The organism is Ruegeria sp. C9 (genome assembly GCF_056537585.1).
Map to the genome: position 1 here is coordinate 331,925 of NZ_JBQFRU010000004.1, position 13,771 is coordinate 345,695.

The following is a 13,771-nucleotide window of genomic DNA, read 5'->3' on the forward strand; positions in this document are numbered from 1 at the left end:
TTTTCGTTATGTACAGGTCGAACAAACCCCTGTCCGGGGTTTGTACAACTCGGAAGATTTACGAACCCAGCTTTTTGCTGACCAGTTCGTTAACGGCCTTCGGGTTGGCCTTGCCGCCGGTGGCCTTCATCACCTGACCGACGAACCATCCGGCCAGTTTCGGGTTCACCTTGGCCTTCTCAACCTGTGCCGGATTGGCCGAGATGATCTCGTCCAAAGCGGCCTCGATCGCGCCGGTATCTGTCACCTGTTTCATGCCGCGGTCTTCAACGATCTGCGCCGGGTCACCGCCTTCGGTATAGACGATTTCAAACAGATCCTTGGCGATCTTGCCTGAGATGGCATCCGACGAAATCAGATCAATGATACCCGCCAACTGAGCCGGAGACACCGGAGACTCGGTGATGTCGTGGTCTTCTTTTTTCAGGCGACCAAACAGTTCGTTGATGACCCAGTTCGCGGCCAGCTTGCCGCTGCGCCCCTTGGCGACCTCTTCGAAATAAGCCGCTGATTCCACCTCGGCGGTCAGCACCGATGCGTCATAGTCGGTCAGGCCGAACGCACTGATAAAACGAGCTTTTTTATCGTCTGGCAGCTCGGGCAGATTGGCGGCGATGTCATCCACCCATGCCTGTTCGATCTCCAGCGGCAACAGATCGGGGTCAGGGAAGTAGCGATAGTCATGCGCCTCTTCTTTAGATCTCATCGAGCGTGTCTCACCCTTGTCCGGGTCATACAGACGGGTTTCCTGATCAATCTCGCCACCCGCTTCGACGATTGCGATCTGACGGCGGGCTTCGACCTCAATCGCCTGCTGGATAAAGCGCATTGAGTTCATGTTCTTGATCTCGCAGCGCGTGCCCAGGTGCGAAAAGTCCTGTGTTTCCTGATACTTCTCGTAAGCACCCGGCAAACAGATCGAAACGTTTACGTCCGCCCGTAGGTTGCCGTTCTGCATGTTGCCGTCGCAGGTGCCTAAGTAACGCATGATCTGACGCAGCTTGGCGATATATGCCGCGGCCTCTTCTGGTCCACGAATATCGGGGCGCGAAACGATCTCCATCAGGCAGACGCCGGTCCGGTTCAGGTCGACAAAGGACATATGCGGGTCCATGTCGTGGATCGATTTGCCCGCGTCTTGCTCCATGTGGATGCGTTCGATGCGGACCATGCGCGCGGTACCGTCGCCCATCTCGACCAGAACTTCTCCTTCACCTACAATAGGCTGATAAAGCTGGGAAATCTGGTATCCTTGCGGCAGGTCGGGATAGAAATAGTTCTTGCGGTCAAAGGCCGATTTCAGGTTGATATCCGCTTTCAGACCCAGCCCGGTGCGCACGGCCTGTTCAACGCAATACTCGTTGATCACCGGCAGCATCCCCGGCATTGCGGCGTCCACGAATGCGACGTTCGAATTCGGCTCGGCCCCGAATTGGGTCGACGCGCCCGAGAATAGTTTGGCGTTGGACGAGACCTGAGCGTGCACCTCCATCCCGATCACCAGTTCCCAATCGTGCTTGGCCCCGGCAATGGTTTTGGGTTTGGGCATTTCGTATGTCAGGTCGAGCATGGCGCGCCTCATTTCCGCAGAAGTCTAAGCCTGCGTATTAGGCCCGGCGCGCCAAAGGGGCAAGGGGCAATGGCGCTTTAGTTCCCCGAGAACTGCAGCCCTGACGGTGTAAAGGTCACACTCTGCCCACTGCGCAACTCATCCCGCAACAGATTGGCGATTGCCTTCAGCGCATCGCGGCGACCACGGGCGGCAAAACGCTCGGCCGAGTTGACGCGAAGGCTGTTATTGAACCCGTTCGCCGCGTGGGCCCAGATCAGCGGGTGCAGTTCGGTCATGTGATCGCGGATCAGCCAGTTTGCGGCCTCGCAAATCTGTTTGCGGGCGATATCGGCGCGCGGGTTCTGGCCCATTCTGTTCTGCAATGTGACCGAGCAATAGGCCGCCAGCAGGTTGATTGTCTGCTGATCCGGACGACGTGCAACGATATCGCGCAAACCTTCAAGGAAGTATTCGACATCTACCCGCGCGCAGGCCTCGTCATCCAGCGCGATGGCGTCGAATTGCACCCAGGTATACCCACCCGCACCCCAGTTTTTCTGGGTCCGTGCGGCGTTTCGCAAGGCTTGCACCTCAAGCTGTTCATAGCTGCCGAACCAGCGTGGCAGCAGGTGGCTGCCCATCGCACGCATGTGGCGATGGTTCTGGGGATCCAGCGTGATCAGGGCCTCGTATTTATCAGCAACGCGGGTGCGCGGATCAATGTGTCCTGCCAGCAAGGCGCAATCCGCTGCAGCAATCGCCGGACTGTCGGGCAGCGCAGCGCGGCATTTCGGAAGCAGCGCAGCAGCCCGGTCGAAATGCGCGGCACAACGGGATTGGTGCAGCGCCGGCAGCGTGTCCGGGTGCGCCGTCCCGCGCCAGGCCCACGCCAAATCGATATGGGCCAAGGCAACCACAAGCGTGATCATCGGATCATCGGGATGGTTCTGAATCTCGCCTTCCAATTCCGAGATTCCGCCCAGCAGATCATAGTCTGACAGTGCTTTGCCGTCCGACAGCGCGTGCTCGGCCGCCAAAACCACATCGGACCGGGCCCCAAAGGCCAACAGCTCGGAGATCGGCTGCCCGCAAGGGGTAGCCTTGCGCCCCTCATCTGCAGCGCGCATCTCCAGCGACAGTTCTGCCCACATATCCTGCCGCGCCAGATGGCGGCCACGTTCGATCACCTGATGCCCGATCGCATCATTTTCATCTGATTCTGCGATTGGGATGTTCAACTGCCCCGAGGCGACAAGCCATGCAGTAGCATCGGCGACGGACGCAGGCAGAGGTGTAGGGGTGGGATCAGAAGAACCGACAATACGGGCGGCAAAAGCCTTCAAAGACCAAAACATGGCAAAACTCGAACTGGAACAAACTTGTAACCCGTCCAGTTTGCCAAAAAATCTGCTCAAATCAAGACTGCGTCGCGGAGAACCCGCGATTCAGGTGCCAATGTGGCCCAGATTCCATGAATCGTTTCAGAAAACTCTAAAATGATGTCGTTCGACCGCGAATCCCGTCTGATTCAGGACCATTTCGAATTGCTTGTGTGGTGGCAGTGATTCATCGGGTAACCGCACGCGTTTGTCGGATTTCAGAACCGCTGAGACGCGCACTGAGAAATCCCACCGCGTGTCAAACCGGAATCGATCCACCTCGGACAGCTTGAGTTGTCCCTGACGTTGGCCGGTGTGCCAACGCAGGGTTTCATCGGTCAGCTCCATACCTGCGCTGGTGTCCTTGATGACATCCCACAGCGCGGGCAGGGTAGTCAGGGCCAGAAGCGCCATCAGCCACCAGACCGCGTTCAGCAGGATCATCAAAGCGATCAACATCGCGTAAACGCCGATCAGGATCAGAACCGTTCGCTGATTTCGGTTCTGTCGAGTGAAAGTAAACGCGGTCATGCGCTCAAGATGCGCGTGACCATTTCGGTCGTGTCCCGGGACAGGTTCGGCGTGTCGGCAATGCGATTCAGTTGTGCAAGTATTAAGGCCTGACGGTCGGCGTCATAGCGTTTCCAAGTTTGGAACACGCTGCACATCCTGGCGGTGGTCTGCGGGTTTACTGGATCAAGTCGGATCAACCAGTCTGCCAGCAGCGCGTAACCTGCTCCGTTCGCTTGGTGGAAGCCTGCGTGGTTGCCTGCCAGGGATCCCATCAAGGCGCGGAAACGATTTGGGTTTTTCCAATTAAAATCAGCATGCTCGGTCAACCTGTGCGCGGTCTCAACCGATTTTTCCGGTCCGGTCATCAAGACCTGCATGGCGAACCACTTGTCCATGACCAGCCGGTCATGCTGCCATTGATCATAGAAGGCGGCCAGCTCACGTTCGCCTTTGCCCGCGCGTAGCAGATAAGACAACGCGGCCAACTGCAGGGTCATGTTGTCAGCACGTGCATATTGCTCTGCGGCCTTGGCACCTCCATCCAGTCTCGAGGTCAGCGCAAGCGCCGCGCTGCCCAAGGCGCGTTTGCCTGATTGTTCAGCGTCCGGCTGATAAGCCGCGTCCACCAGCGTTTCACTGTTCAGACGAGGGAGCAGGTCTTGGACGTGTTGCGCCGTGGCTTGACGCAAAGTCTCAACCGCTCGCCAGATCGCCATCGGGTCAGGGGTGATGCCCTTGTCAAATAGTGTTGCGGCCAGTTCCGATTGCGTCGGCAGACCCAGCATCAGTGCCCTGTAGGCCGGGTCCAGCGCCTCATTCCGTAGCACTGCCAGCAAGCCGTCAAGGTAGTCGGTATCAGGCGTTGCCTCATCGGTGATCATGCGCAGCAGGGTGTCCTCGGCTAGCGACCGCCCTGCCTGCCAGCGGTTGAACGGGTCGGTGTCATGAGCCAGAAGGAAGGCGCGTTCGGCATTGCTGATCTCATGTTCAAGGATCACAGGGGCCGAGAAATCGCGCAGGATCGAGGGCACAGGTTTGGCCGCGAGACCGGTAAAGGTAAAACTCTGCTCGGCTTCGGTCAGTTCCAGCACTTCGGTCGCACGTATCTCGTCCCCGTTCGGGCCAAGCAGACCCACAGCGATAGGGATGACCTGAGGTTGCTTGTCTTCTTGCCCCGGCGTCGGCTCGGTCCGTTGGCGCAGCGTCAGGGTATAGGTGCCATCGGTCCAATCGTCGGCAACTGAGACACGGGGGGTACCGGATTGGCTGTACCAACGTTTGAACTGGGTCAGGTCGCGGCCTGTAGTGTCTTCGAATACTTTCAGCCAATCTTCGATCGTGCAGGCCTGCCCGTCGTGGCGATCGAAGTACAGGTCCAGTGCTTTGCTGTAGGCCTCATCCCCGACCAGCCGTTTCAGCATCCCGATCACCTCGGCGCCTTTTTCATAGACGGTTGAGGTGTAGAAGTTGTTGATTTCCTGAAAGCTTTCGGGTCGGACCGGGTGCGAGAGCGGCCCGTTATCTTCGGGGAATTGCCGCGCGCGCAGGTCGATGGCATCGTGGATACGTTTTACAGGGGCCGAGCGCATATCCGAAGTGAACTGCGCGTCGCGGAACACAGTCAGCCCCTCCTTCAGGCACAGTTGGAACCAGTCGCGGCAGGTGATGCGGTTGCCGGTCCAGTTGTGGAAATACTCATGTGCGATGATCGCCTCGATCCGTTCGAAATTCATATCGGTCGAGGTTTCAGGGCTGGCCAGAACGGCTGAGGAGTTGAAGATGTTCAGCCCCTTGTTCTCCATCGCGCCCATGTTGAAATCGTCGACGGCCACAATGTTGAACACGTCCAGATCGTATTCACGGCCATAGACGTCCTCATCCCATTTCATCGACTTTTTAAGGGCTTCCATGCCAAAGGCGCATTTGCCTTCATCGCCGGGGCGGACCCAGAGATTTAGTTCGACGTCGCGACCGGATTTGGTGGTGAACTGGCCGGGATGGGCGATCAGCTCTCCGGCGACCAGCGCGAACAGATAGGCGGGTTTTGGCCATGGATCGACCCATTCAGCCCAGCCCTCGCCTTTGCCCGAAGGGTTGCCGTTCGATAGCAGCACGGGAAGGTCGCCATTGATGCGCACCGTAAAGGTAGACATCACATCCGGGCGGTCGGGGTAATAGGTGATCTTGCGAAACCCTTCGGCCTCGCATTGGGTGCAATACATGCCGTTCGACATATACAGCCCCTCAAGCGCGGTGTTGTTGCCGGGATCGATCTCGACCACGGCCTCCCACACGAAAGGCGCGTCTGGAACCGTTGCGGTAAGGCCTTCGGTGGTCACCTCAGGCGTGATCACGTCGCCATCAATTGCGGCACGGATCAGCTTTAGCTCTTCGCCATGCAGAAAAAAAGTGCGGTCGGTCGCTTCGGGGTTCGGGCGGAAGGCGATGCGGGAAGTGACGCGAGTGGCGTGTGCGGTCAGATCGAAGGTCAGATGCACACTGTCCACTAGAAACCCGAACGGAGTGTAGTCTTTCAGATAAATCGTTGTGGGGGCGGCGTCGCGCATCGGGGGCCTCATCGACTGGGAATCTGGCGCGACGTTATGGGCTTCGCGCGGACGCTGCAACCGATGTGCCATTGCCGCTGTTCATTTGAGACGGTTCGCGCTGGGTCAAATGCCCCTCATGTCGGGACAGAAGTTGCCTATCGGAAACGAACGCCCTAATTGAGGAGCGCATACAATGGCACACAATCGTAGGGGATTCGGAATATGAGCAGCAGAGAGACCCGCAACGGGCTGCAGATTGACCCGGTTCTGGTGGATTTCATCGAACAGAAGGCGCTGCCGGGCACGGAAGTTTCGGCAATTGATTTCTGGGCGGGTCTGGCGCGCTTGGCCAATGAGCTTGGGCCGAAAAACCGGGCGCTGCTGGACAAGCGGGCTGACATTCAGGGCCGGATCGATGGCTGGCACGCGGCGCGGCGGGGGTTGCCCATTGACGCGGCTGAATATCAGTCTTTTCTGCGTGAGATTGGGTATCTGGTAGAGGAAGGCGACGATTTCGAGATCGAGACAGCCAGTGTCGACCCTGAAATCGCGCTAATCCCCGGACCGCAATTGGTTGTGCCAATCACCAACGCGCGCTTTGCGTTGAATGCCGCAAATGCGCGCTGGGGCAGTTTATATGATGCGCTTTATGGAACAGATGCGTTAGGCGATCTGCCGACAGGCAAGGCTTATGACGCCGGGCGCGGTGCGCGGGTCATCGCCTGGGCGAAGGCGTTCCTGGATGAGGCTGTGCCGCTATCCGAAGGGTCCTGGTCGGAGGTCTCCGGGTTAAGCGTTAGGGACGATGCGCTGATACCGAAGCTCGCCGACCCGTCTCAGTTCGCAGGCTACGCTGGCGCGGCTGAAGCACCGGAGTTTGTATTGCTGCGCAACAACGGGTTGCACATTCAAGTCAGGATTGATGCGCATAGCACAATTGGCGCCACCGATCCTGCAGGTATTTCTGATGTCCGTTTGGAATCCGCGCTTTCGACCATCATGGATTGCGAGGATTCTGTTGCTTGTGTCGACGCGACCGACAAGGTGTTGGCCTATGGAAACTGGCTTGGCTTGATGGCCGGCAACCTAACCGAAGAGGTTACGAAAGGCGGCACAACCTTCACGCGCAAGCTTGCTGGGGATTTGGCCTACATGGCTCCGAATGGCACGCCAGCCACTCTGAAAGGTCGGTCGCTGATGCTGGTGCGAAATGTGGGCCATCTAATGACGAACCCCGCAGTGCTGGATGCCGAAGGGCGCGAGATTGGTGAAGGTTTGATGGACGCGCTCTGCACAACGCTGATCGCCATGCATGACCTGAAGCGTGAGGGCGGGAACTCGGTCAAGGGGTCTGTCTATGTGGTCAAACCCAAGATGCACGGGCCCGAGGAGGTGGCGTTTTCGGTCGAGATTTTCGACATGGTCGAGGATATCCTGGGCCTGCCGCGCAATACGGTGAAGCTGGGCATTATGGATGAAGAGCGGCGCACATCGGCAAACCTCAAGGAATGCATCCGGGCCGCAAAATCGCGCGTGGCCTTTATCAATACCGGATTCCTGGATCGGACGGGGGATGAGATTCATACTTCTATGGAAGCAGGCCCGATGCTGCCGAAGGGCGATATCAAGGATACGCCATGGATTGCGTCTTACGAGGATCGCAATGTGGATATCGGACTGGTCTGCGGCCTGAAAGGCAGAGCGCAAATTGGCAAGGGTATGTGGGCCATGCCCGATCGGATGGCGGACATGCTGGCGACCAAGATCGGCCACCCGCAATCCGGTGCAACCTGCGCCTGGGTGCCGTCACCTACTGCGGCAACGCTTCATGCAACCCACTATCACAAGATCGATGTGTTGGCGCGCCAGGATGAATTGGCCGCTGGCGGGGCTCGGGGTACGTTGAATGATCTGCTGACCATACCTCTGCTGGGCGGTCGTAATCTCAGCGCTGGTGAGATCACCCGTGAGATCGAAAACAACGCACAAGGAATCTTGGGTTATGTTGTGCGCTGGATTGATCAGGGTGTTGGCTGCTCGAAAGTTCCGGATATCAACGACATAGGACTGATGGAGGACCGCGCAACCTGTCGGATTTCTTCGCAGGCGCTGGCCAACTGGTTGCATCACGATGTGGTCAGTCAGGAACAGGTGATGGCGGCTATGCAGAAAATGGCCGCGGTAGTGGACCGTCAGAACGAAGGAGACCCGGCCTACAGGCCCATGGCACCGGGTTTTGACGGGGTGGCGTTTCAGGCGGCTTGTGATCTGGTGTTCCGGGGGCGGGTGCAGCCCTCGGGTTATACCGAGCCTGTGCTGCACGCCCGTCGCCTGGAACTGAAGGCAAGTTTGAGCTAGGGGCAAGGGCAGGAACGAGGGGGCTGTCTGCCCCCTCGTGCTCCCCCGAAGGTATTTTTGGCCAGATGAAAAGGATCGGGCATGAACATTTCATTGCGCAAAGCGCGGACCATCATTCGGAAAGCTCTGGAAAAAGGGCGCGAGATGGAGCTGAAACCGCTCTCGGTTGTTGTCCTGGACGCCGGAGGCCACGTGATCTCGTTCGAACGCGAAGATGGCGCCGCGCCGGGGCGTTTTGCAATCGCACATGGCAAGGCTTACGGATCGGTAATGCTAGGTATGGCGGGGACCGCGCAGATGCAGCGGGCCGAAGGGCAGGCCTATTTCATGGCGGCCGTGAACGGGGTTTATGGCGGTCAGGTTGTTCCGGTTCCTGGCGGTGTGCTGCTGCGTGACCGCAAGGGCGCGGTGATCGGTGCCGTGGGTGTAACCGGCGACACTTCGGATAATGACGCAGCGGCCGCGTTGGCAGGTATCGAAGCCGCTGGGTTGACGGGCGAGATCTGACCCCTTTGCCGAACTTTATCGGGGATGTGCGTCGCTGAACACGCGCTTGCGCTACCATGCAGGGTCTGTGCCGTTGCGCGCGGCCAAACCTGCCGATAGGTTTTGCAGGAAATGAGCGATACAAGGGACTTGGAATGGCGCGCCCCGTCGTTGGAATAATCGGCAACTCTTATCTGATGAATGATCAGTATCCGACCCATGCGGGCGGAACGATGAATTCCGAGGCGGTCTCGAACGTGTCTGACTGTCTGCCGCTACTGATCCCCGCCGACCCGCGTTATGTTGCGGTTGATGAGTTGCTCGAGGTTTGCGACGGCTTCCTGTTGACCGGCGGCCGTCCGAACGTTCACCCCGAAGAATATGGCGAGCCCGCGACCGAGGCGCATGGTGAGTTTGACCGCGCGCGGGATGCAATCACGCTGCCTTTAATCCGGGCTTGTGCTGAGCGGGGCCAGCCGTTCTTTGGGATTTGTCGCGGGTTTCAAGAAGTAAACGTCGCCTTGGGTGGTACGCTCTACCCTGAGATTCGTGACCTTCCAGGGCGTCAGAACCACCGGATGCCACCAGACGGCACTTTGGAGGAGAAGTTTGCTCTGCGCCATATCGTGTCGCTAACCGAAGGTGGTGTGTTCCACCGCCTGCTGGGCGCGGCCGAAGTTATGACCAATACGTTACACGGACAAGGGATCAAGACGCTGGGCGAGAATGTGGTGATCGATGGCCACGCGCCTGATGGCACGCCCGAGGCGATCTATGTCAAGGATGCCCCCGGCTTTACCCTTTCGGTCCAATGGCACCCTGAATGGGACGCGGCGAATGACCCGGTCTCGCGGCCATTGTTCAAGGAATTTGGTCGCGCCGTATGCGATTGGAGAAACGCGAAAACGGTCGGGGCGATCCGACAGTCTGCTTAGTCACGCTAATCTGTCGATGGATCGTTCTAAGGTTTGCCGGCAACATTCGAATAAAAAGATAATTGGATATCTTCCCTGAACCGCGAATTTGCGCCGAGATACCCTTGGCAATATTCAAATCTGACTGGGTTCGGAGCAGTTCGTGCACAGCTTTTCAGGAAAGTACCCTCGCGGTTTAAGAGAATTCGTTCCTGCGGCACTTTTTTTGGCGGTCCTGGGAACTGCTGGGCATGCGCAACAATGCAGCTCGGCCGGAGACCTGCTTTACATCGGGCGCACACCTGACTCTTCATCCTCATTGTGGTTATCGCAGACGGAAAGCGGTGCTTTTCGTCTGGAAGCTGCACAGGGCAACACGACCGTTGATACCTGGAGCCGATCTCGGCCTGGAGTTCATCTAAGCTTGTCTCCCTTCGTATCTAATGGATCAGGGGGCGTTCATCGTCTGTTCAAACGCGGAGGGGCACCAAATGGGCGCGACTGTCTGATCGATACGCAAAACCAAAAAAGAGATTGGACGCTGCCGGGTTGGGGTGGTGGCAATGGTGGCGGCGGGGGAGGAAACGGAGGCGGCTCGGGTGGATCCGGCGGTGGCTCTGGGGGCGGCGGCTCGGGTGGATCAGGTGGCGGATTCGGAGGCGGGGGCGGCTTTGGAGGCGGCGGTTCCGGGGGTGGCTTCGGCGGTGGCGGCGGCTCGGGCGGATCCGGTGGTGGCTCTGGTGGCGGATCCGGAGGGTCGGGCGGTGGAATTGGCAACATAGGCGAGACAGGTCGACCCGTTAATCCGCTCTACGTAAGTGGGCGACCTTCGGGCGATGACCAAGCCTGCGTGGCGGATGCGACGGGTAAGCTTGACCCTGCCTTGTGCGATCCGGTTGTCGGCCCTCCGCTGACGGAGGGGCGCGAGTTTGGGCCAGAATCTGTTTGGAATGTATGGACCAATTTCACCTACACAGACATTGAAGACACCCGTGGAAACAGCGAACTGGATGTGAACGACAGCTTTTTCGAAATTGGGATCGACCGTCTTGTCCAAGAAAACCTCGTGCTTGGTTTGCAGCTTGAATACGAAAACACTCAGCTGGACGGCTTTCAGGGGCAGTTTTCTCAGGATACTTCGGGATTCGCGATCGGACCCTATTTCGCCTGGCGGATGTCTGAGAGGTGGGTTCTAAACGGTCTCGCCACGATCGGTCGCTTCTCCACGGATGTGGATGTGCTGGAGCTGAGCGGTGATTTTGATCGCACCCGTTGGCGCGCGAATCTCGAGGCAATCGGACAATATGAGGCTGGAGCTTACTTAATTCGTCCGTCGATCTCGTTTGATTACTATCATTACAGTGCCGAGGATTACGATCTCACCGGGACGTATCTGGGAAATCCAGCCGAGTTTATTGGTGAAATCCAAGAAGCAAAATACAGTGCCCTAACGCCCGAGGTCGAAGTAAGTCGTCCGTTCTTCAATGGCAGCTCTGTCATTTCACCTTATGCATCGCTCAGCGCGACCTATTGGTTTGAACGCGAGAACTTAGGGGGTGGAACAGTTGCAAACACTGACAATGATGTTGTTTGGTCAACCCGTTTGGGTGTGAGAGGACGCACAAGCAAGACGGTGTTTCTGGAGGCTTCAATCGGATATCTCGACATGTTCGAAAGTGATTTTGAAGCGACGGAAGCTGCAATCTTTCTTTCTGTCAACTTCTAAGGCCATCAGGAAGAGCGAGCGCCGACCCAGAACCGGGTCGGCGCAAATTGATCATACGAGCAAGTCGAACTGCTTGTTCAGCGGCAAGCTGCGCGCGCGTTGGCCGGTCAGGTCGAACAGCGCGTTGCCCAAAGCGGGCATCGACGGCGGTGTTCCCGGTTCACCGACACCGCCCAGATGTTTGTTGGTCTCGAGTATCCGGACTTCCGTGATCGGTGTGCTTTGCATCCGTAACGCATCATAATCCGGGAAATTATACTGTTCGACCTCGCCATCGGCAAAGGTGATTTCTTCTTGAGCGGCGGCAGACAATCCGTAGATCATGCCGCCGATCATCTGCGCCTCGACCGTCGCCGGATCCAAAGCCAAGCCGACATCGCAGGCGATCCAGGCCTTGTTGATGCGGATGGTGCCGTCATCGTCAACCACTTCGATCACCTGTGCGACCGGAGTGCCAAAGCTGTAGGCCATTGCCACGCCACGTCCGACACCATCGGGGGTTTTGCCGGTCCAGCCTGACATCTCTTTCACGGCCTCCAGGCACCCCGCAGCCGGGGCGAACTCGGACCTCGCCAACTCCAGCCGGAACTCCAGCGGGTCGCGCGCGGCGGCATGGGCCATTTCATCCAGGAAGGTCTCGTGGAAGAAGGCATTGTGGCTGTTGCCGACCGAGCGCCAGAAACCAACCGGTACAGCAAAATCGGCAACGTGACCACTCATTCTGTAGTTCGGCACCGCGTAGGGCTGGTTGAAAAAGCCTTCGACCAGAACCTTGTCGGGGCCGCCGCCAGAGAAACCCGTCACACGTTCGACCGCTTGGTGGGTCGGGGATTGCGAAGCAACCTTGCCGTCGATCAGAACGGCCTTGCCATCCTTCACTGCCCCTCGCATGCGCGCCATCGCGCCGGGGCGGTAGAAATCGTGACGCATATCCTCTTCGCGGCTCCACGTCGTTTGCACAGGGGTGCCTGGAATGGCCATGGCAACCTTTGTGGCGATCTCGCCGAAATCCAACTCGCCCCGGCGGCCGAAACCGCCGCCCAGATAGGTGGTGTGAATCTCGACGGCTTCGGTGTCCAGACCGGCGGTGTTGGCTGCGCGGATTTGGATGAGAGTCGGGGCCTGATTGCCGCACCACAGGTCCAGCTTGTTACTGGTATAGAGCGCCGTGGCGTTCATCGGTTCCATCGTGGCATGGGCCAGATAGGGCACAGTATATTCGGCCGTGATCTCAGTTGCACCTTCGGGTAGGGATTCGACATCGCCATCATCGCGCATTGTCGAGTTCGGCGCGTCATCAAACGCCTTGGCAATTTGCGCGAATATCGCATCACTTTCGGGCGGATAGGGGGCATCGCCCCAATCCACGTCAATCGCCTCGACCGCCTGCATGGCAAGCCAAGTGTTGTTGGCAATCACCGCGACGCCCGTGCCCAGATCGACGATCTTTTCAACGCCGGGCATGGTTTCTGCAGCACTGGCGTCAAAGCCGTTCATTGCCCCGCCCAGCTTGGGGTTCATGCGGACCGAGGCGAATTTCAGGCCCTCGGGGCGCACGTCGATGCCAAAGGTGGCGGTGCCGGTGGATTTGCCCGGAATGTCGACGCGGGGCAGGGATTTGCCGATCAAACGCCATTCGGACGGATCACGCAGGGAAACCTCGGGCGGTTCGATCTGGCCTGCGGCCTCGGCCAGTTCGCTATAGGGAATGCGCGTGCCATCCGGGGCAACCACAGCACCATTTTCGGTCATGAGTTGATCGCGATCGACCCCCAGTTGGTCCGCGGCAGCCTGCTTCAAGGTTTCTCGCGCAGTAGCGCCGGCCATCCGCATCCGTTCGAACCCGTCTTTCATCGAGGTTGAGCCGCCGGTAACCTGCAGGCTTAACGTTTTGCCCAGAACACCCAGTGCCTCACCCAGATTGTGCTGGAAATCCGAGATGTCATAGCCCTTGCCTGGCAGGCTTTCCCCCATAAGAGCATGGTTGTAATAGGCGGCAGCAGCAGGTCCGTGCAGCACACGGATTTCGTCCAGCTCAACATCCAGCTCCTCGGCGATCAGTGCTGCCCAGGTGGTCATAACGCCCTGACCCATTTCAGCGCGGGGGGCGAACAGGGTCACGCCCTGCTGGTCGATCAGAACAAAAGGGCTAAGCGCGGTTTCCCCGTCACGCGGTTTCAGCGGGTTCGCAGCTGGACGCGTGACGTAGTAGGCACCGAAGGCCACTCCACCTACGATGGCGGCAGATCCGATCAGGAATGTGCGGCGAACGATTTTACCGATACGTCCCATGG

9 protein-coding genes are annotated in these 13,771 nt (G+C 58.4%); 4 read left to right on the top strand and 5 right to left on the bottom strand.

Annotated elements, in window-relative coordinates:
• Positions 1–58 precede the first annotated feature (58 nt).
• The 4 genes from gatB to pepN form a co-directional block, all read right to left on the bottom strand.
• A complete protein-coding gene (gene gatB, locus ACR0NE_RS12810) occupies positions 59–1,570 on the bottom strand; it encodes an Asp-tRNA(Asn)/Glu-tRNA(Gln) amidotransferase subunit GatB (RefSeq protein ID WP_170424174.1) in 1,512 nt (503 codons plus the stop codon).
• Positions 1,571–1,647: 77 nt separating this feature from the next.
• Positions 1,648–2,907, bottom strand: a complete 1,260-nt coding sequence (locus ACR0NE_RS12815) for a hypothetical protein (protein WP_170404131.1) — start codon at positions 2,905–2,907, stop codon at positions 1,648–1,650.
• A 126-nt stretch (positions 2,908–3,033) separates the two neighbouring features.
• Positions 3,034–3,462 (bottom strand): hypothetical protein, encoded by a 429-nt coding sequence (locus ACR0NE_RS12820; RefSeq protein ID WP_170597033.1) that lies wholly within the window; start codon positions 3,460–3,462, stop codon positions 3,034–3,036.
• A complete protein-coding gene (gene pepN / locus ACR0NE_RS12825; RefSeq protein WP_170597034.1) occupies positions 3,459–6,011 on the bottom strand; it encodes an aminopeptidase N in 2,553 nt (850 codons plus the stop codon). The genes ACR0NE_RS12820 and pepN overlap by 4 nt, the downstream gene beginning before the upstream one ends.
• Positions 6,012–6,215: 204 nt before the next feature.
• On the opposite strand from pepN, the gene ACR0NE_RS12830 reads away from it, so the two are divergent.
• The 4 genes from ACR0NE_RS12830 to ACR0NE_RS12845 all read left to right on the top strand — a co-directional run bounded on the left by ACR0NE_RS12830 (position 6,216) and on the right by ACR0NE_RS12845 (position 11,477).
• On the top strand, positions 6,216–8,351 hold the full coding sequence (locus tag ACR0NE_RS12830) for a malate synthase G (protein WP_170597035.1): 2,136 nt from the start codon (positions 6,216–6,218) through the stop codon (positions 8,349–8,351).
• Between the two features lie 81 nt (positions 8,352–8,432).
• Entirely contained in the window at positions 8,433–8,858 is a 426-nt protein-coding gene (locus ACR0NE_RS12835) for a heme-binding protein (RefSeq protein WP_170397135.1), read from the top strand.
• Between the two features lie 134 nt (positions 8,859–8,992).
• Positions 8,993–9,772: a gamma-glutamyl-gamma-aminobutyrate hydrolase family protein gene (locus ACR0NE_RS12840; protein WP_170597036.1), complete on the top strand. Its 780-nt coding sequence runs from the start codon at positions 8,993–8,995 to the stop codon at positions 9,770–9,772.
• Positions 9,773–10,175: 403 nt separating this feature from the next.
• On the top strand, positions 10,176–11,477 hold the full coding sequence (locus ACR0NE_RS12845; RefSeq protein WP_170597037.1) for an autotransporter outer membrane beta-barrel domain-containing protein: 1,302 nt from the start codon (positions 10,176–10,178) through the stop codon (positions 11,475–11,477).
• A 51-nt stretch (positions 11,478–11,528) separates the two neighbouring features.
• On the opposite strand, the gene ACR0NE_RS12850 is transcribed toward ACR0NE_RS12845, so the two are convergent.
• Positions 11,529–13,769, bottom strand: a complete 2,241-nt coding sequence (locus tag ACR0NE_RS12850; protein WP_170564886.1) for a molybdopterin cofactor-binding domain-containing protein — start codon at positions 13,767–13,769, stop codon at positions 11,529–11,531.
• Between the last annotated feature and the right edge of the window lie 2 nt (positions 13,770–13,771).

Bases quoted from the DNA above. Each gene is read 5' to 3' on its own strand.
- gatB (WP_170424174.1), bottom strand. From the start codon at position 1,570: ATGCTCGACCTGACATACGAAATGCCCAAACCCAAAACCATTGCCGGG.
- ACR0NE_RS12815 (WP_170404131.1), bottom strand. From the start codon at position 2,907: ATGTTTTGGTCTTTGAAGGCTTTTGCCGCCCGTATTGTCGGTTCTTCT.
- ACR0NE_RS12820 (WP_170597033.1), bottom strand. From the start codon at position 3,462: ATGACCGCGTTTACTTTCACTCGACAGAACCGAAATCAGCGAACGGTT.
- pepN (WP_170597034.1), bottom strand. From the start codon at position 6,011: ATGCGCGACGCCGCCCCCACAACGATTTATCTGAAAGACTACACTCCG.
- ACR0NE_RS12830 (WP_170597035.1), top strand. From the start codon at position 6,216: ATGAGCAGCAGAGAGACCCGCAACGGGCTGCAGATTGACCCGGTTCTG.
- ACR0NE_RS12835 (WP_170397135.1), top strand. From the start codon at position 8,433: ATGAACATTTCATTGCGCAAAGCGCGGACCATCATTCGGAAAGCTCTG.
- ACR0NE_RS12840 (WP_170597036.1), top strand. From the start codon at position 8,993: ATGGCGCGCCCCGTCGTTGGAATAATCGGCAACTCTTATCTGATGAAT.
- ACR0NE_RS12850 (WP_170564886.1), bottom strand. From the start codon at position 13,769: ATGGGACGTATCGGTAAAATCGTTCGCCGCACATTCCTGATCGGATCT.